This is a genomic window from Micromonospora sp. NPDC049282 (assembly GCF_043197045.1).
In the GTDB taxonomy this organism is placed as follows: Bacteria; Actinomycetota; Actinomycetes; order Mycobacteriales; family Micromonosporaceae; genus Micromonospora.
In genome coordinates this window covers 17,080-34,648 of the sequence record NZ_JBICSL010000006.1, presented here as the reverse complement: position 1 = coordinate 34,648, position 17,569 = coordinate 17,080, and the positions used below count along the sequence as shown (strand labels likewise).

General features: G+C 71.9%; 20 protein-coding genes. 12 read left to right on the top strand and 8 right to left on the bottom strand.

All coding sequences use genetic code 11. The features are described 5' to 3' along the window. Positions 1-57 precede the first annotated feature (57 nt). Complete coding sequence (locus ACGFI2_RS12745; protein WP_393515090.1) at positions 58-390, bottom strand: STAS domain-containing protein; 333 nt, start codon at positions 388-390, stop codon at positions 58-60. Positions 391-538: 148 nt separating this feature from the next. Between ACGFI2_RS12745 and hemL the strand changes: the two genes are divergently transcribed. The 6 genes from hemL to ccsB are packed head-to-tail and all read left to right on the top strand — an operon-like array spanning position 539 to position 6,552. Beyond that, a complete protein-coding gene (gene hemL / locus ACGFI2_RS12740; RefSeq protein WP_393515087.1) occupies positions 539-1,876 on the top strand; it encodes a glutamate-1-semialdehyde 2,1-aminomutase in 1,338 nt (445 codons plus the stop codon). Positions 1,877-1,879: 3 nt separating this feature from the next. Further along, complete coding sequence (locus ACGFI2_RS12735) at positions 1,880-2,527, top strand: histidine phosphatase family protein (RefSeq protein WP_091062951.1); 648 nt, start codon at positions 1,880-1,882, stop codon at positions 2,525-2,527. Continuing rightward, positions 2,527-3,105, top strand: coding sequence for a TlpA family protein disulfide reductase (locus tag ACGFI2_RS12730; RefSeq protein ID WP_393515084.1), 579 nt, complete (start codon positions 2,527-2,529; stop codon positions 3,103-3,105). Before ACGFI2_RS12735 ends, ACGFI2_RS12730 begins: the two co-directional genes overlap by 1 nt. Then, positions 3,105-3,959, top strand: coding sequence for a cytochrome c biogenesis CcdA family protein (locus ACGFI2_RS12725; RefSeq protein ID WP_393515081.1), 855 nt, complete (start codon positions 3,105-3,107; stop codon positions 3,957-3,959). Before ACGFI2_RS12730 ends, ACGFI2_RS12725 begins: the two co-directional genes overlap by 1 nt. Then, positions 3,959-5,578, top strand: a complete 1,620-nt coding sequence (locus ACGFI2_RS12720; RefSeq protein WP_393515078.1) for a cytochrome c biogenesis protein ResB — start codon at positions 3,959-3,961, stop codon at positions 5,576-5,578. Before ACGFI2_RS12725 ends, ACGFI2_RS12720 begins: the two co-directional genes overlap by 1 nt. After that, a complete protein-coding gene (gene ccsB / locus ACGFI2_RS12715) occupies positions 5,578-6,552 on the top strand; it encodes a c-type cytochrome biogenesis protein CcsB (protein WP_393515075.1) in 975 nt (324 codons plus the stop codon). Before ACGFI2_RS12720 ends, ccsB begins: the two co-directional genes overlap by 1 nt. Positions 6,553-6,555: 3 nt before the next feature. Here the strand turns inward: ccsB and ACGFI2_RS12710 are convergent, their stop codons facing one another. The 3 genes from ACGFI2_RS12710 to ACGFI2_RS12700 form a co-directional block, all read right to left on the bottom strand. Beyond that, positions 6,556-7,917 carry a DNRLRE domain-containing protein gene (locus ACGFI2_RS12710; protein WP_393515072.1) on the bottom strand — a complete coding sequence of 454 codons (1,362 nt, stop codon included), beginning with the start codon at positions 7,915-7,917 and terminating at the stop codon, positions 6,556-6,558. A gap of 177 nt (positions 7,918-8,094) precedes the next feature. After that, positions 8,095-8,334, bottom strand: coding sequence for a hypothetical protein (locus ACGFI2_RS12705; RefSeq protein ID WP_393515069.1), 240 nt, complete (start codon positions 8,332-8,334; stop codon positions 8,095-8,097). A gap of 60 nt (positions 8,335-8,394) precedes the next feature. Continuing rightward, positions 8,395-8,631: a hypothetical protein gene (locus ACGFI2_RS12700; RefSeq protein ID WP_393515066.1), complete on the bottom strand. Its 237-nt coding sequence runs from the start codon at positions 8,629-8,631 to the stop codon at positions 8,395-8,397. A gap of 245 nt (positions 8,632-8,876) precedes the next feature. Here ACGFI2_RS12700 and ACGFI2_RS12695 point away from each other — a divergent pair, with 245 nt between their 5' ends. After that, positions 8,877-10,088, top strand: a complete 1,212-nt coding sequence (locus ACGFI2_RS12695) for a pectate lyase (RefSeq protein WP_393515063.1) — start codon at positions 8,877-8,879, stop codon at positions 10,086-10,088. Positions 10,089-10,156: 68 nt separating this feature from the next. Here the strand turns inward: ACGFI2_RS12695 and ACGFI2_RS12690 are convergent, their stop codons facing one another. Next, positions 10,157-10,627 (bottom strand): MarR family winged helix-turn-helix transcriptional regulator, encoded by a 471-nt coding sequence (locus ACGFI2_RS12690; RefSeq protein ID WP_393515060.1) that lies wholly within the window; start codon positions 10,625-10,627, stop codon positions 10,157-10,159. A 63-nt stretch (positions 10,628-10,690) separates the two neighbouring features. On the opposite strand from ACGFI2_RS12690, the gene ACGFI2_RS12685 reads away from it, so the two are divergent. After that, on the top strand, positions 10,691-11,245 hold the full coding sequence (locus ACGFI2_RS12685; RefSeq protein WP_393515057.1) for a carboxymuconolactone decarboxylase family protein: 555 nt from the start codon (positions 10,691-10,693) through the stop codon (positions 11,243-11,245). A gap of 151 nt (positions 11,246-11,396) precedes the next feature. Here the strand turns inward: ACGFI2_RS12685 and ACGFI2_RS12680 are convergent, their stop codons facing one another. Next, complete coding sequence (locus ACGFI2_RS12680; protein WP_393515055.1) at positions 11,397-12,269, bottom strand: alpha/beta fold hydrolase; 873 nt, start codon at positions 12,267-12,269, stop codon at positions 11,397-11,399. 109 nt (positions 12,270-12,378) lie between these two features. On the opposite strand from ACGFI2_RS12680, the gene ACGFI2_RS12675 reads away from it, so the two are divergent. Together ACGFI2_RS12675 and mqnP are read left to right on the top strand one after the other, a co-directional pair. Continuing rightward, complete coding sequence (locus tag ACGFI2_RS12675) at positions 12,379-13,839, top strand: menaquinone biosynthesis decarboxylase (RefSeq protein ID WP_393515052.1); 1,461 nt, start codon at positions 12,379-12,381, stop codon at positions 13,837-13,839. After that, positions 13,836-14,738 (top strand): menaquinone biosynthesis prenyltransferase MqnP, encoded by a 903-nt coding sequence (gene mqnP, locus ACGFI2_RS12670; protein ID WP_393515050.1) that lies wholly within the window; start codon positions 13,836-13,838, stop codon positions 14,736-14,738. Before ACGFI2_RS12675 ends, mqnP begins: the two co-directional genes overlap by 4 nt. A 25-nt stretch (positions 14,739-14,763) precedes the next feature. On the opposite strand, the gene ACGFI2_RS12665 is transcribed toward mqnP, so the two are convergent. Next, positions 14,764-15,729 (bottom strand): terpene synthase, encoded by a 966-nt coding sequence (locus ACGFI2_RS12665; RefSeq protein WP_393515047.1) that lies wholly within the window; start codon positions 15,727-15,729, stop codon positions 14,764-14,766. Between the two features lie 102 nt (positions 15,730-15,831). On the opposite strand from ACGFI2_RS12665, the gene ACGFI2_RS12660 reads away from it, so the two are divergent. Next, entirely contained in the window at positions 15,832-16,485 is a 654-nt protein-coding gene (locus tag ACGFI2_RS12660; protein WP_393515044.1) for a UbiX family flavin prenyltransferase, read from the top strand. Positions 16,486-16,551: 66 nt separating this feature from the next. Here the strand turns inward: ACGFI2_RS12660 and ACGFI2_RS12655 are convergent, their stop codons facing one another. Continuing rightward, the gene (locus ACGFI2_RS12655; protein ID WP_091565253.1) at positions 16,552-16,818 is read right to left on the bottom strand and encodes a BldC family transcriptional regulator; all 267 of its coding nucleotides are present in this window, start codon (positions 16,816-16,818) and stop codon (positions 16,552-16,554) included. A gap of 277 nt (positions 16,819-17,095) precedes the next feature. Between ACGFI2_RS12655 and ACGFI2_RS12650 the strand changes: the two genes are divergently transcribed. Then, positions 17,096-17,554, top strand: a complete 459-nt coding sequence (locus tag ACGFI2_RS12650; protein WP_393515040.1) for an Lrp/AsnC family transcriptional regulator — start codon at positions 17,096-17,098, stop codon at positions 17,552-17,554. Positions 17,555-17,569: the final 15 nt, after the last annotated feature.

The window sequence follows — 17,569 nt, the reverse complement described above, 5'->3', positions numbered from 1 at the left end:
CCGACGAAAGGGGCAATCACCCCACACCGGGGGCCGGAAGTGCAAGATCGCGGGGGATCAGGGGGCGGTTTCGTTGCGGATCATCAGGGCGCTGCGCAGGCCGGTGATGTCCAGGACGCGGAGCAGGAAGTCGCCGACGTTGCTCAGCATCAGCACGCACTGCATGTGGCTGGCCTTGCGGCTGAGCACCACGAGCGTGCCGAGGCCCTGGGAGTCGCAGAAGGTGACCCCGGCCAGGTCGAGCACGATGCGCGGCGGCGGATCCGCCAGCACCTCGTTGACCACGGTCGAGAGCTGGGCGGCCGTGAGCATGTCGATCTCACCGGCCAGGCGAAGCACGGCTTCGTCACCCGTCCGGTTCACGGCGATGGACAGTTCGGCACGATCCACCCGGTCAGCCTATCGCGATCTCGACGAACGGGCCTGTCGAGCGGGCCGCGACCGGCGCACCCACCGGCCCGACGAGGGGTGAGCCGGGTAACCCCCGTTGCGGGGTGGCTGCCGCCGGGCCGGCCGACGCTGACACAATGGCGGCATCGTGACCGAGACCATTTCCGCCGGATCCGGCCGCTACCCGGCCGACGCTCCGGCCTCCGAGGCCCTGTTCGACCGCGCCAAGGCCCTCGTGCCCGGCGGGGTGAACTCCCCCGTGCGCGCGTTCCGTGCCGTCGGCGGCACTCCGCGCTTCATGGTCCGGGGGGAGGGTCCCTGGCTCTTCGACGCCGACGGCCGCCGCTACGTCGACCTGGTCTGCTCCTGGGGCCCACTGATCCTCGGCCACGCCCACCCGGCCGTGGTGGAGGCGCTGCGCGAGGCCGCCGCGCTGGGCACCAGCTTCGGCACGCCCACCCCGGGCGAGGTCGACCTGGCCGAGGAGATCGTCGCGCGGACGCCGGTGGAGCAGGTGCGTCTGGTCAACTCCGGCACCGAGGCGACCATGTCGGCGATCCGGCTGGCCCGCGGCTTCACCGGCCGCGCCAAGATCATCAAGTTCGCCGGCTGCTACCACGGCCACTCGGACGCGCTGCTCGCCGCCGCCGGCTCCGGCGTGGCCACGTTCGGCCTGCCCGACTCGCCCGGCGTGACCGGGGCGGCGGCCGGCGACACCATCGTGCTGCCCTACAACGACCTGCGCGCGGTCGAGGCCGCCTTCGCCGCCGAGGGCCCGCACCTCGCCGCGATCATCACCGAGGCCGCGGCCGGCAACATGGGCGTGATCGCCCCCCGGGACGGCTTCAACGCCGACCTCGCCCGGATCGCGCACGCGCACGGCGCGCTGCTCATCGTCGACGAGGTGATGACCGGGTTCCGGGTCTCCCGCGCCGGCTGGCACGGCCTCGACGCCTCCGACGCCGACCTGTGGACGTACGGGAAGGTCATGGGTGGTGGCCTGCCCGCCGCGGCGTTCGGCGGGCGCGCGGAGATCATGGCGAGGCTGGCCCCGGCCGGCCCGGTCTACCAGGCCGGCACGCTCTCCGGGAACCCGCTGGCCTGCGCGGCCGGGCTGGCCACGCTGCGGCTGGCCGACGACGCGCTCTACCGGCGCCTCGACGAGACGTCCGCCGCGCTGGGCAGGCTCGCCACCGAGGCGCTGTCCGCGGCCGGCGTGCCGCACCGCCTCTCCACCGCGGGCAACATGTTCTCGATCTTCTTCACCGACGCCGACGTGCGCGACTACGACAGCGCCCGCACCCAGCAGGTGCCGGCGTTCAAGGCGTTCTTCCACGCGATGCTCGCCGCCGGCGTCTACCTGCCGCCGAGCGCGTTCGAGTCGTGGTTCGTCTCGGCGGCGATCGACGACGCCGCGTGGGAGCAGATCGCCGCCGCCCTACCGGTGGCGGCGCGGGCGGCGGCAGCGGCCGGAAACGGGGAGTAACCCATGGCGGAGACGGTGGTTCACGTGCTGCGGCACGGCGAGGTGTACAACCCGGACGGCATCCTCTACGGCCGGCTGCCCGGATTCCGCCTCTCCGAGCTGGGCGTGCAGATGGCCAAGGCGGCCGCCCAGGCGCTCGCCGAGCGCACCGTCGTGCACGTGGTGGCCAGTCCGCTCGAACGCGCCCAACAGACCGCCGAGCCGATCGCGGCGCAGTTCGGCCTCTCCGTCGGCGTCGACGAGCGGCTGATCGAGAGCGCGAACTGGTTCGAGGGCAAGAAGGTGTCGCCGGGCGACGGCTCGTTCCGCGACCCGCGTAACTGGTGGGTGCTGCGCGACCCGGTCACCCCGTCCTGGGGCGAGGCGTACCAGGTGATCGCCGAGCGGATGTTCGCCGCGCTGCACGCCGCCCGGGTCGCCGCCGAGGGGCGCGAGGCGGTGCTCGTCTCGCACCAGCTCCCGATCTGGACGCTGCGCCGGCACGTCGAGCGCAAGCGGCTCTGGCACGACCCGCGCCGCCGCCAGTGCGGCCTGGCCAGCCTCACCTCGTTCCACTTCGACGGCGCCAAGATCGCCGGTATCGGCTACTCCGAGCCGGCGGCCCACCTGATCGCGATCTCGCCGACCGCCCGGACGGCCAAGGGGGCCTGATGCTCACCCGGAGGCTCGCCGCCGCCCTGCTCGCCGCCGTCACCGCCGGTACGGCGCTGGTCGGCTGCACCTCCGGCAGCGAGGAGAGCCGGTGCGCCGCCGACGGCCTCACCGTGACCTGCGCCGCGGACCAGCGTTCCAGGACCCCCGAGGTGAGCGGTGAGCTGCTCACCGGCGGCAGCTACGACATCTCCCGCGACCGCGGCCAGGTCGTCGTGGTCAACTTCTGGGGCTCCTGGTGTGCGCCCTGCCGCGCCGAGGTGGACGACCTGGAGGCCACCTACCAGGCCACCAAGGGCGACGGCGTGACGTTCCTCGGCATCAACGTGCAGGACAGCCGGGACAAGGCGACCGCGTTCGAGGAGAGCCAGGGGGTCACCTACCCGAGCCTCTACGACCCGTCCAGCCGGCAGGCGCTCAACTTCGACATCCCGCCGAACTCGACCCCGGCGACCGTGGTGCTCGACCGGGACGGCCGGGTGGCGGTGGTGATCCGGCGCGCGGTGACCCAGGACGAGCTGCGACCGATCGTGGCGAAGATCGCCGGCGAGAAGCCGGCGCCGAACGGCTCCCGCTGATGGGTGAGACGTTCGCCCGACTCGCCTCGTCCGGGCCGTTGCTGCTCGCGGTGGGTGCGGCGGCGCTGGCCGGTCTGGTCAGCTTCCTCTCCCCGTGCGTGCTCCCGCTGATGCCCGGCTACCTCTCCTACGTCACCGGCCTGGCCGGCGCCGACCTGGAGGGGGTAAGGAGGGGCCCCCGCTCAACGCCTCCGGTAGCGGAGGGGCCCCCTCTCAACAAGGCAGGCGGCGTGGGCGTCGCGGAGCGGGCGGCGCCGGCGCGGAGCGCCGCCGCGGTGAAGGGGCGGGTGCTCGCCGGCACGCTGCTCTTCATCGCCGGTTTCACCGCCGTCTTCGTGTCCACCGCGATCCTCTTCTCCAGCGTCGGCAAGCTCTTCTTCCGGTACGAGCGCACGTTGGAGATCGTCATCGGCGCGCTGGTGGTGGTGCTCGGGCTGGGCTACCTCGGCGTCATCCCCGGAATGCAGCGCGAGTTCCGCATCCGTTGGTTGCCGTCGGCCGGGCTGCTCGGCGCGCCCGTGCTCGGCGCCGTCTTCGCGCTCAGCTGGCTGCCGTGCACCGGCCCGACGCTCGGCGCGGTGATCGGCCTGGCCACCACCGAGGGCAGCGCCGAGCGGGCTGTGGTGCTCGCCGTGGCGTACTGCCTCGGGCTGGGGCTACCGTTCGTCGTCTTCGGGCTGGGCTTCCAACGCCTGCTCGGGGTGTTCCGCGCCGTCCGGCGCAACAGCCGCTGGGTCACCCGCGTCGGCGGCGCCCTGCTGATCCTGATCGGCCTGGCGCTGGTCACCGGCGGCTGGCAGAACGTGGTGATCTGGTTGCAGACGCACGTGGGCGTGGGCGAGGTGAGCATCTGATGACGACCGTGGACGACCGGCCGACCACCCCGCCGGCCGAGGCGCCCCGACGCCGGGTCAACCCGGTGCTGGCCCTGCTGCGCAACTCCTGGCGGCAGCTCACCAGCATGCGTACCGCGCTGATCCTGCTGTTCCTGCTCGCGGTCGCCGCCATCCCCGGCTCGGTGCTGCCCCAGCGCGGGGTCAACCCGGAGAAGGTCGACAAGTGGTTCGTCGACCATCCCGACCTGGCGCCCCGGCTGGATCAGATCGGCGCGTTCGCGGTCTTCGGCTCGGTCTGGTTCTCCGCGATCTACCTGCTGCTGTTCACCTCGCTGATCGGCTGCATCCTGCCCCGTACCCGGGATCATGTCCGGGCGCTGCGGATGCGGCCGCCGGCCGCGCCGAAGCGGCTGGACCGGCTGCCGCAGCACGCCGTGCTGGAGGCCCCGGCCGCCGCCGACCCGGAGGCCGTCGCGGCGGTGCTGCGCCGCCGCCGGTGGCGGGTCACCGTCCGCGGCAACGAGGTCTCGGCCGAGAAGGGCTACCTCAAGGAGACCGGCAACCTGCTGTTCCACACGTCGCTGATCGCCGTCCTGCTCGGCGTCGCGGCCGGTTCCTGGTACGGCTGGCACGGCAACCGCATCCTGGTCGCCGGCGCGGACAACGCGTTCTGCAACACCCGCCAGCAGTACGCCGAGGCGTCGCTCGGCCCGCGGGTGGACAGCGCCGACCTGCCGCCGTTCTGCCTCACGCTGGAGAAGTTCGAGGCCGACTACCTCGACTCCGGGCAGGCGTCCCGCTTCTGGGCCACGGTCAGCGTGGACTCGCCAGGCGGCACGCCCCGGACCGCCGGCTTCTCGGTCAACTCGCCGTTGCGGCTCGACGGCGCCAACGTCTACCTGCTCGGCAACGGCTACGCGCCGGTGCTGAAGTACACCGACCGCTACGGCAAGAGCCAGACCAGCGACGACCCGTTCCTGCGCACCGGCGACCCGAACGCGACCGAGGAGGGCGTGGCCCTCTTCCCCGACGCGAACGTCGACCCGAAGACCGGCAAGCGGGCCCCGGACCAGCAGGTCGCCTTCGACGGGCTCTACCTGCCCACCGCCGGGGACAAGCCGCCGTACGTCGCGTCGCAGTTCCCGGCCGAGCGGAACCCGGCGCTGAACCTGACCGCGTACCGGGGCAACCTCGGGCTCGACGCCGGCATCCCCGGCTCGGTCTACCAGCTCGACCAGCGGCAGGTCGCCAACGGCAAGCTCAAGCAGGTCGGCACGAAGCTGCTCCGGCCCGGCGAGAAGTGGACCCTGGACGACGGCAGCACGCTGGAGTTCGTCGGCACCCGGCCGTACGTCACGCTCGCCGTCCGGCACGCGCCCGGGCAGACGCTGCTGCTGGTGGCCAGCGGCACGCTGCTGCTGGGCCTGATGGGCTCGCTCTTCGCCCGCCGGCGTCGGGTCTGGTTCCGCGTTCCGCCCCCCGAGGGTGGATCTCCGACGAGCGGTAGTAGCTTGGTGGAGGCCGGTGGGCTGCCGCGCACCGAGCACCCAGGGTTCGCCGACGAGTTCGCGCAGCTCGTCGCCGCGGTCAGCGGCGGCGCGCCGGACCAGCGGCGGGCGCGAGAAGGAGACGAGTGATGTCCGCACTCTCCGACCAGCTGGTCACGCTCGCGATCCTGGCGTACCTGGTCGCGATGATCAGCCACGCCGTGGAGTTCGCGCTGGGCAACGCCCGGAAGGTGGCGGTCGCCGCCCCGGCCCGGCAGCTCGTCGGCGCGGGCGTCGGCGGCGCCGGTGGGACGGTCGACGAGCCGGTCGCCCCGGCCGGGCCGCAGCGTCCCGACCGCTCCACCACGCGGGCCGTGCTGGCCGGGCGGATCGCCGCCTGGCTCACCGCGCTGGGCGCCGCGCTGCACCTCGGCGCCGTGGTCACCCGGGGCATCGCCGCCGAGCGGATGCCCTGGGGCAACATGTACGAGTTCGTGCTGACGGTCACCTGGATCGGGGTGGCCGCGTGGCTGGTGGTGCTCTGGAAGCAGCCGTCGCTGCGTCGGCTCGGCCTGTTCCTGACGCTGGTGATGGTGCTGCTGCTCGCATTCGCCGAGCTGAAGCTCTATGTGCAGGTCGTGCCGTTGATGCCGGCGCTGCAGTCGTACTGGTTCATCATCCACGTGTCGACGATCATCTTCTCCTCGGGCATCTTCCTGCTGGGCGTGGTGCCCGCCGCCGCCTACCTGATGCGGGCCGGCTGGGAGCAGGGGCGGCGCAGCTTCCCGTACACCCTGGCTCGCCGGCTGCCGGCGGCGGACGGCCTGGAGCGGTTGACCTTCACGCTGCACGCCTTCGCCTTCCCGATCTTCACGTTCGCGGTGATCGCCGGGGCGATCTGGGCCGAGGCGGCCTGGGGTCGCGCCTGGGGCTGGGACCCGAAGGAGACCTGGGCGTTCATCTCCTGGGTGGTCTACGCGGGCTACCTGCACGCGAGGGCCACGCCGAGCGTGAAGCGCAACGTGGCCACCTGGATCGCGGTCGTGGGCTTCCTGACCGTGCTGATGAACCTGTTCGGGGTCAACTTCTTCTTCACCGGCCTGCACTCGTACGCCGGCGTCTGAGTCTCAGTGGCAGGTGCCCATCCCGGAGTCGGTGAACGTCCTGCCGGCCACCGGGAGGAACTGCCAGGAGTAGGCGTTGGTGGAGAGCGTCAGCTTGAGCACCCCGAACGTGTTCCCGTTCTTGACCTGGCTGTTGGCGGCGGGCTCGGGGAACGTGCTCATCAGCGGGCGGCCGCCGGTGCCGACCACCCATTCCCGGATGCCCCGGGTCGGGTCGGCGACGCCTGACGGGTTCTGCGGGGCGAACCGCTCGTACTGGTGGTTGTGGCCGTTGATGACGATCTCCGCGCCGGCGTCGTAGAGCGCCTGGAACAGCGGGCGCACGTTCGACGACTCCCGGCCGCCGGAGCTGAACAGCGGGTGGTGGTACTGGGCCAGGGTGCAGCGGTTCGGGTGGGCCGCGAGGTCGGCGCGCAGCCACTTCTCCTGGGGTGAGCCGGCCTGGCAGCCGCCGACGTGGGAGCAGTTCGAGTTCAGCACCACGATGTGCCAGCCGGCCTTGTCGAAGGAGTAGTAGCCCTTCCCGGGTGGCAGGACCGCGCCGAAGTAGTTGAACGTGGGGATCGCGCCGGCGGTGAGGTAGTCGTGATTGCCGAGGATGGGCTTCGTACGGTCCTTGAACTGGCCCCAGGTCGGGCCGTAGCAGTTGGCGAGCTGTGCGGCCGTACCGCTGTCGGTCAGGTCGCCGCCGGCCATCACGGTGCCGGGCTCGCGGGCGATGATCTGCGCGGTCTGGGCGGCGCCGGTGGTGCTGCACGCGGCGATGTCACCGCCGTTGAGCAGCACGTTGTCCCCGGTGGGCGGCGGGCCGGTGGTGATGATCAGCATTGGCGCGTAGGTGCCGGACTCCCGGCTGTCGTAGAAGGCGCCGTCCGGGTTGGTGGAGGAGAGCGAGAACGCGACCAGGCCGTTCCCGGTGACGGCGCTGGTGACGTCCAGCTCGTACCAGGTGTTGGCACGCACGGTGGCGAGCGAGGCGAGCGGCGCGCCGACGGGCGCCGGCCGGTTCGCGTAGGTCAGGGTGCTCTCCGACCAGCCCGTGCCGGCCTCCTGCGCGGTGCCGCCGTTCGGGCTGGGGGCGTTGGCGGTGTTCTGGACGTGCAGCCGGAGACGGGCGGTGGAGACCGGGTCGACCAGCCGGGTGACGTTGAACTCCAGGTAGGAGATCCGGGTCGGGGCGGCGCCGACCACGAGCGAGTTGGTGCCGCTGAAGTTCGCGTTCGGGCTGGACGAGCTGACGTAGCTGTCCTGGCTCGCGGCGAACGGGAAGGTGGTGGTGGCCGCGCCGGCCGGCGCTGTGGCGGTGAGCAACCCCGCGGTGAGGGCGGCGGCGGCCAGCCCGGCGTGGAGTGCGTGCCTCTTCATGGGAGCTCCATTCCGACGGCGCTCCGCTCGTGCCGTCCGGGCACAGCGGGCCGCCTCGTTGCGGGAGCCCAGTGCACATTACGGAGCGTGACCTGTCCGTCACGAGATGACAGGACTCCGTGACGACCTCGGCTGCCGGTGGGGCACGACCGCCGGGAGTGGTCGTGCCCCACCGGTTCAGCCCACGGTGACCGTGGCGGTGTCGTTCGCCGGGTCGTCGTCGGGGCGGGGGTACGCGTACGGAACGGTGACCGAGCCGGGGGCGCCGAGCGGGCCGTCGATCCGCAGGGCGAATCCGACCAGGAAGCTGCCGCCGGCCGGGAAGACGCCGTCCGGCACCGTGCAGTACCAGGTGATCGGCGCGCCCGGGTTCTCCTCGTCCCCGCTGCCGGAGCAGTGCTCCGGCGTGTTCGTCACCACCGTCCCGGCCGGCCGGGCGCAGCCGCAGCGCCGTGTCCGCCGGGCGGCGCCGCAGCGTCACGCCGAGTGGTCGGCGTGCCGATCCCATGAGGAGCGTGTGACGGCGGTGACCCCGCTCAACACCTCGTCCACCCGCCTGGTGATCTGGTAAGCCACCTCGGGCAGGTCGGCGAGGTCGAGGCGGTCGGCCCGCAGCGCGAACTGGGCGTGCAGCTCGCGGGCCACCGCGTCGCGGATCTGGGTCTGGAGCGGGCTGAGGCCGTCGGGATCGCCCACCACGTACGCGTCGTCCATTCGCCAATGATGGCGGACCGGCGTGGCGAAATGCGGGACTCGGGGGGTGAGGGCGGCATGGGCCAGCAGCGGACCTCCCGCCACTGTTGCGGGTGGCCGCCGCGACAGCACCCGGAAGGCTTGTCAGCCTTTATGGACAAAAACCCCGACTCAGGCGCGACTCTTGCCTGGCCATTCATTGATATCTATGGTTGTCAGAAAGCGCTTTCTAACGCAAGGTGCTCACGCCTGAAAGGTGAAACCGGATGAGACGCAAAGTAGCCACTCGGTGGCTGGCCTGCGGTGCCACTGCGGTCGCAGGTGCCGTCGTCGCGCTGACGCTGCAGATGCCCCATGCCTCGGCCGCCACGAATCTGAGCCTCGGCGCCGGCGCCGACGGCTCCAGCAAGGCCAGCGGTACCAGCTATGGCAACGTCATCGACGGCAACGCCGGCACCTACTGGTCGCCGAGCGGCTCGACCGGCACGATCTCGGTCAAGTGGGGCAGCGCCACCACGGTGTCCTCGGCCGTCATCGTGCAGGCCTCGGGCGGCGGCTCGATCAGCGGCTGGCAGCTCAAGAACTACGACACGGGCTCCGTCCTGGCCAGCGGCGGCAGCGCCCCGAGCACCATCAACTTCTCCTCGACGTCGCTGAAGAAGCTCTCCTTCGTCATCACCAGCGCGTCCGGCACCCCGCGGATCGCCGAGTTCGAGACGTACTCCAGCGGCGGGTCGACCCCGACCACCAGCCCGACCAGTGGCCCCACCAGCGGTCCGACGTCCGGCCCGACCGGTAACCCGGGCACGCCGACCGGCGCGTGGCCGTCGTCGGCCGGCTCGGTGAGCATCTCGAGCACGGTCAACGTCTCCGGCACCTTCGACGGCGGAATGAAGACCTACTGCTGCATGGGTGACGGAGGGCAGGGCGAGTCGCAGGACCCGATGTTCAAGATCGCCAACGGTGGCACGCTGCAGAACGTCATCCTCGGTTCGCCCGCCGGTGACGGCGTGCACTGCGAGGGCACCTGCACGCTGCGCAACGTGTGGTGGAACGACATCGGTGAGGACGCCGCGACCTTCAAGCAGACCAACGGCGGTACCTCCTACGTCATCGGAGGCGGCGCGCGCAGCGGCAGCGACAAGACCTTCCAGCACAACGGCAACGGCACGGTCAACATCTCCGGCTTCTACCTGAAGGGGTCCGGCAAGCTCTACCGCGCCTGCGGCAACTGCTCCACCTCCTACACCCGCCACGTGCGTGTCGACAACGTCCTCGTCGACGACATCGACATGCTCGCCGGCATCAACAGCAACTGGAACGACACCGCGACGATCACCCGCGTGGTCGTGATCGGCTCGGCCACCATCTGCGGCAAGTACAAGGGTGTGGCCAAGGGCAGTGAACCCAGCTACCTCGGTGAGGGCTGGAACGACGCCAACTGCAAGGTCAACAGGAGTGACGTCATCTTCCGGTAGTCACTGGGCACATCTGTTCGCGAAGGGGCACCCGCGCCCAGGCCGGGTGCCCCCTCGGCGACTGAGATTCACCCGCCGAACCAACCGGGGACGTCGAGGCGGAACACGTCGGCGGGGACCATCCGCCGCAGGTCGTCCTCGATCGCCGCGACCCGGTCGGCGCCGAGCGTGGCCGCCCAGCGCTCGCGCAGTTCGTCGAAGACGACCGCGGAGCGGTGCAGCCCGTCGTGGCCCCGGGCGGTCATCCGGACCAGCTTGCGGCGCGCGTCGGCGGGGTCGTCCACCCGTTCCAGGTAGCCGAGCGCGACCAGCCGGTCCACCGTCTTGCCGGCGGCCTGCTTGGACACGCCGAGCCGCTGCCCGAGGTCGGAGGCGGTGGTGCCGGTCGGGCCGACCGCCTGCAGGACGAAGCCGTGCGCCGGGCGCAGCTCGGTGTGCCCGTGCCGGGCCAGCTCGGCGTGCAGGTCGTCGATGAGCGTGCGGAAGCCGGCCAGCAGCAGCAGTGGCAGCGCGAAGCCGGGACGGTCAGGCGTTGCCATGTTCGACAACCACGTTTACTATTTCGTCAACCACGTTGACTATCTTACGAGAGGGGAGCGGAGATGTCCCGCTTCACCGCGTACGACCCCGAGACCGCGCCCGCCGCCGCCCGACCCGTCATGGCCGGCGTCCACCGCAAGCTCGGCCACCTGCCCGCCGCCGTCGGCCTGATGGCCGGCTCCCCCGAGCTGCTCAAGGGCTTCCTCGCCGCCAACGCCGCGTTCGAGGCCACCGACCTCGACCCGGTCGCCCGCGAGGTGGTCGTGCTGACCGTCGCCACCCGCAACGGGTGCCACCTCTGCGTGGCCATGCACACCGCGACGCTCGCCCGCCACGACGCCGACCCCGCGCTGATCGACGCGCTGCGGGCCGGCGAGGCGCTGCCCGAACCCCGGCTGGAGGCGCTGCGCCGATTCACCGTCGCCGTGCTCGACCACCGGGGCGAGGTCCCCGACGCCGAGCTGGACGCGTTCCTCACCGCCGGCTGGCAGCCACGGCACGCGCTCGACGTCGTGCTCGGCGTCGGGACCTACACCATCTCGACGTTCGCGAACCGGCTCACCGCCGCGCCGCTCGACGAACCCCTCCAGGCGTACGCCTGGACGCCGGCCGCCTGAGCTGCGTTGTCAAGACGGGGCCCCGCCTCTACCGAAGGCGTTGAGCAGGGGCCCCGCCTTCACTCCGATCGTCGACGTGGGGTGGCCCAGCCGAGGAAGCGCTCGTGTTCGTGGAGTCGGCCCGCCGGCACTGAGCTGCCCCGCCCGTTCGTCAGCCCGTCAGGAACGGCAGCAGCAGAGCGGTGAGCTTCGCCGGCTGCTCCTCGAAGAGCCAGTGGCCGCAGTCCTCGACCACCGCGCCGGTCACCGAGTCGGCATAGCGGCGGACCTGCTCGGCCACCTGCCCGCCGAGGCTGGCCTGCGCGCCGACGGCGAGCACCGGCATCGGCAGCTTCGTGCCCCGGTACGCCGTGTTGTCCGCGACGTCCTGTCCGAACGCCCGGAAGTAGCCGAAGCTGGCCCGCAGGTGCCCCTCGTCGCGCAGGTGGCCCGCGTACTCCTCGATGTCCTCCGGGCCCAGACTGCCCTTGTTGACCATGATGGAGTCGGTGAACCGGTCGACCCAGAGCGCCTCCCGGCCGGCGACGAGTTGCTCGGGCAGGCCGTTGGGGACGTTGAAGAAACCGAAGTTCCACACGGCCGGCCCGGCGGCGGTCAGCGCAGGGATCGCGTAGATGCTCTCGTCGGGGATCGGCGCCTCGCTGAGCACCAGCCGGGCGACGGAGTCGGGATGGGCGGCGGCATAGGCGTACGCGACCATGGTGCCCAGGTCGTGGCCGACCAGCCGGATCTCCCCGGCCAGGTCGAGCCCGGTCAGCAGGCCGTGCAAATCGGCGGCGACCGTCTTCTTGTCGTACCCGCCGGGCGGGGCGTCGCTGTCACCGAAGCCGCGCAGGTCGGGGGCGATCACCTCGTACGACCGGGCCAGCTCCGGCAGCACGTGCCGCCACATCCGCCAGCACTGCGGATAGCCGTGCAGCAGCACCAGCGTGGGCCCCCGGCCACCTCGGACGTAGTTCCAGGTCACCTCGCCGACCCGGGCCCGCTGCTCGGTGAACCCCGCCGGCAACCGTTCGCCACTCATGCCGCCGACTACCCGCCCGGCGGGGTGTTAAGCGGGGGCCCCGCCTCTACCGAATGCGTTGACAAGGGGCCCTTCCTTGCACCTCAGGGGGGTGGGGGAGGATGGGGGCATGGCGCGTGGGTTTCCGTACGACGATCTCAAGGACTTCCTCGCGGCCCTGGAGCGCGCGGGCGAGCTGCGGCGGGTCAGCGTCCCGGTCGATCCCACGCTGGAGATGAGCGAGGTGGTCACCCGGACCGTCCGCGCCGGCGGGCCGGCTCTGCTCTTCGAGCGGCCCACCCGCGGCGAGATGCCGGTGGCGGTGAACCTGTTCGGCACCGAGAAGCGGATGGCGATGGCGCTCGGCGTCGACACGCTGGACGAGATCGGCGAGCGAATCGGCGAGATGCTCAAGCCGGAGCTGCCGCAGGGCTTCGCCGGCATGATGGGCGGGCTCGGCAAGGTCATGCAGCTCAAGTCCATGCCGCCGAAGAAGGTCCGGACCGCCCCCTGCCAGCAGGTGGTCTACCGGGGTGACGACGTCGACCTGAACCGGCTGCCGGGGCTGCAGGTCTGGCCGGGCGACGGCGGGATCTTCCACAACTTCGGGCTGACCCACACCAAGCACCCGGAGACCGGCAAGCGCAACCTCGGTCTCTACCGGCTCCAGCAGCACGGCCGGAACACGCTCGGCATGCACTGGCAGATCCACAAGAACTCCACCGCGCACCACGCGGTCGCCGAGCGGCTCGGGCAGCGACTGCCGGTGGCGGTCGCCATCGGCGCCGACCCGGCGGTCGCCTACGCCGCCAGCGCGCCGCTCCCCGCCGACATCGACGAATACCTGTTCGCCGGCTTCCTGCGCGGCGAGCGCGTCGAGATGGTCGACTGCCTGACCGTCCCGTTGCAGGTGCCGGCGCACGCGCAGGTCGTGCTGGAGGGCTACCTCGAACCGGGTGAACGACTGCCCGAGGGGCCGTTCGGCGACCACACCGGCTTCTACACGCCTGTCGAGCCGTTCCCGGTGCTGCACATCGAGGCCATGACCACCCAGCGCGACCCGATCTACCACTCGATCGTCACGTCCCAGCCGCCGCAGGAGGACCACGGCCTCGGCAAGGCCACCGAGCGGATCTTCGCCCCGCTGCTGCGCTTCCTGATCCCGGACATCGTCGACTACGACCTGCCCGCCGCCGGGGTCTTCCACAACTGCGCGATCGTGTCGATCCGCAAGCGCTACCCGAAGCACGCGCAGAAGGTGATGAACGCGATCTGGGGCGCGCACATGATGTCGCTGACGAAGCTGATCGTGATCGTCGACGAGGACTGCGACGTGCACGACTACAACGAGGTCGCCTTCCGCGCCTTCGGCAACGTCGACTACGCCCGCGACCTGCTCCTCACCGAGGGCCCGGTGGACCACCTGGACCACGCCTCGTACCAGCAGTTCTGGGGCGGCAAGGCCGGCGTGGACGCCACCCGCAAGCTGCCCACCGAGGGCTACACCCGCGGCTGGCCGGAGGAGATGCGGATGTCCCCCGAGGTGGTCTCCCTGGTCGACAAGCGCTGGCAGGAGTACGGCATCCGATGACGGCGGTAGCGGAGCGGCCCGGCCGGGTCAAGTCCTTCCTCAAGCTCGTGGCGATCGAGCACTCGGTGTTCGCGCTGCCGTTCGCGTACCTGTCGGCGCTGACCGCCATGCAGGTCCACGGGGGGCGGGTGCGCTGGCTCGACCTGCTGCTGATCACCGTGGCGATGGTGGGCGCGCGGACGTTCGCGATGGCCGCCAACCGGATCCTCGACCGGCGGATCGACGCCCGGAACCCGCGTACCGCGAACCGGGAACTGGTCACCGGGGCGGTGAGCGTGCGCACGGCCTGGACCGGCGCGGTCGCCGCGCTTGTGGTCTTCCTGGCCGCCGCCGCCCTGCTCAACCCGCTCTGCCTGGCGCTCGCCCCGCTGGCCGTGGTGCCGCTCGTGGTCTACCCGTACGGCAAGCGGTTCACCGACTGGCCGCACGCCATCCTCGCGGTCGCCCAGGCGGTCGGTCCGGTCGGCGCCTGGCTGGCGGTCACCGGCACGCTGGCCGGCTCGGGCCCGGCGTGGCTGCTGGGCGCCGCGGTCGGGCTCTGGATCGGCGGCTTCGACCTGATCTACGCCTGCCAGGACTCGGAGATCGACCGGGAGATCGGCGTGCGCAGCGTCCCGGCCCGCTACGGCAGGCGCTTCGCGCTGCACGCCTCCACGGTCGCGCACGTGGTGACGTTCGCGCTGTTCATCTGGTTCGGCGCGCTGGTCGGCTTCGGCTGGCTCTGGTGGATCGGGCTGGCGCTCACCGCGGTCGCCTTCGCCTATCAGCACCTGGTGGTCAGCCCCACCGACCTGAGCAAGGTCAACCGGGCGTTCTTCACCGCCAACGGGTTCGTCGGCATCGCGTTGTTCCTGCTCGCCCTGCTCGACCTGGTGGTCCGGCTCGGCCTGCGACCCTGACCGGGCCGGGCCGGCCGCTCGCCGGTCAGGGCGTCGCGGCGGCCGGGTAGCGGGCGCTCTCCAGCGTCCAGTCGACCGTGCCGCGGACCGCGGCGGCCACCCCGTCGAGGTGGGCGGTGACCGCCTCGTCCAGCGTCGGACCGAACGACGGCGCCGCCGCGCGCAACGCCATGAAGCGGCTCATCTCGGCACGCCAGTGCCCGGCCACCAGGTCGACCGCGACCGGCAACGGCACGCCCCGCTCACCGGCCACCGCGAGCACCAGGTTGTGCCCGCCGCCGGTGGCCAGGTCGCGCTCCAGCGACGCGATGTCGTTGAACCAGGAGAGCAGGTCGTTGGCGAGGTCGGCGTGCCGGCGCAGCGCCGGGTGGTGGTAGACCGCGTCGGGCAGCGGCCGGCCGGCGGCGAACTCGATCAGCGGGAACGACACGTACGCCGCCGAGGTGGCCCGGCGCAGCCGCACGTACTCGGCGACGCCGGGCGGCCGGCCGGCCGAGGTGGCGGCCGCCTCCCGTGAGACGCCGTCGAGGTGGTCGGCCACGGCGTCGGCGAACCGCAGGCGCCAGCGTGCCGGCATCCGCCGGCGCGGCTCCCGCCACGCCTGCACCAGCAGTCGGCGCAGCGGGCCGGAGAAACCGGGGTGGCGGGCTCGGGGGCCGTCGCGGAGCAGCGCGAGCGCGCCGTCACGCAGCGCGCGGATCTGCGGCGGGGCCAGCCGGTCCGGGCCGTCGCAGGCGTCGTCGACCAGGAAGAACCAGGTGAACAGCGCGGTCAGCACCCGCAGGTCGGGTTCGGTGGCGTCCGGGTAGAGCCGTCCCGCGTACCGGGCGAAGCCGGCCCGGGCCAGCCGCCGGCGGGTGTCCGGATCAAGCGGCAGGCCGAGCCGGTCGAGGCGGTCGACCAGCCAGCTTTGCACCTCGTCGGCGTACGGGGAGAGTCGGGGCGTGACGGGACAGTCGGTGCGCAGCGCGCGCAGCACCGCAGCCGTCATCACCGGGCCTTTCCGTTGATGGGGAAACTCCGGAAAGAAGAATCCCATGTCGCGGGAAGCCCCGTCGCCCCGTCGGACATTTGGCCTGGCAGGCTTGACGGCATGCGCGAACCATGGGTGGTCGGTGTCTCCGGCGCCTCCGGGACCCCGTACGCGGCGGCGGTCGTCCGGGGCCTGCTCGACGCCGGCCAGGCGGTGGACCTGATCGTCTCCCGGGCTGCCCGGCTGACCGTCCTCGACGAGACCGGCCGGCCCTTCCGGGACGCGCACTGGGCCGAGGACCTGGCCGCCTGGCTCGACCGTGACCTGGCCGGGGCGGACCTGCGGCACTGGCCCGCCGGCGACCTGGCGGCCGGCCCGAGCAGCGGCTCCTATCCGGTACGCGGCATGGCGGTCGTGCCGGCCAGCACCGCGGCCTGTGCCGGCATCGCCATCGGACTCTCCAAGGACCTGCTGCAACGCGCCGCCGAGGTGAACCTCAAGGAACGCCGGCCCGTCGTGGTGGTGCCCCGGGAGACCCCGGTGACGCGTAGCCACCTGGAGCACCTCATCGCGTTGCACGACGCCGGCGCGGTGGTGCTGCCGGCCAGCCCGGGCTTCTACGGCGCCGGGGCGGCGGCCTCCGCCCAGCAGTTGGTCGACTTCGTGGCCGGCAAGGTGCTCGACGCGCTCGGCGTCCCGCACACGCTGTTCCGGCGCTGGTCCGGTGAGCTGGCCGCGGCCCGCCGGGACGCCGACCACGCCGACCCGGCCTGACCGTCCGTGCGCGACCGGCCGGGGCGCAGACCGACCGGCCCACCGGCCGGACCGCGCCCCGCTCGTTCAGTACATGCCGGCGTTCGCCGGGCCGGGGCCGGTCGAGGCGGTCGGGCCCATGTTGCGTGCCTTGCCCATGTCGTCCGCCTCGTCCAGCATGCCCTCCCCCTCAAGCAGGGCCCGCACCTCGGATTCCCGAAACCGGCGATGCCCGCCTGGAGTCCGGATGCTGCCGATCCGGCCGGCCGCTGCCCATCTGGTCACGGTCTTCGGGTCAACCCGAAACAGCGCAGCGACCTCACCCGGTGTCAGCAGGCGATCTCCAGTGTCCACAGCCCCCTCCTCGCGTCGACGAAGCCCCCGGCTGAACACACTGCCCCCGGCCGGTGCGAGCCCAGAGCCGTCATGAGGGACGTATGGCAATTACAGCACCAGCGACCGGGCGTGTCCGCCAAACGCGAAAAACGCACACAGTGCGAAAGTTAGTAAATGGTACCGGCGTAGAACCCCCGTGACCGCGCGTTTGTGAATGGCGACGTGACGTCATGTTCCACGGTGCCCACCACGCCCGGTTACGCCCGGTCACGCCCAAAAGATAGGGTCACTCTCCGTGGACACGATCGATCTGAGCCTCGTGGAGCTGCTACGCGGCAACGCCCGCCTGTCCTACGCGGAGCTGGCCCGGCAGGTCGGCCTCTCCGCGCCGGCCGTGCACGAGCGGGTCGGCAAGCTGGAGTCCGGTGGGGTGATCCGGGCCTACCGGGCCGAGGTCGAGCCGGAGGCCATCGGGCTCGGGGTCGCCGCGCTGATCGGCATCGTGGAGAACTCCGACGCGGACACCGACGACGTGCTGGAGGCGTTCCGCCAGATCCCCGAGATCGAGTCCTGCTACTTCATGGCCGGCGTCGAGTCCTTCCTGCTCAAGGCCCGAGTGGGCACCATCGCCGAGCTGGAGCAGTTGATCGTGCGGCTGAACCGCACCCCCGGGGTCGCCTCCACCCGCACCAGCATCGCCCTGTCGACCAAGTGGGAGAACCGCCCCCAGCCGCTCGAACCCCCCACCCCCTGACCGCCGAGGTCTGGC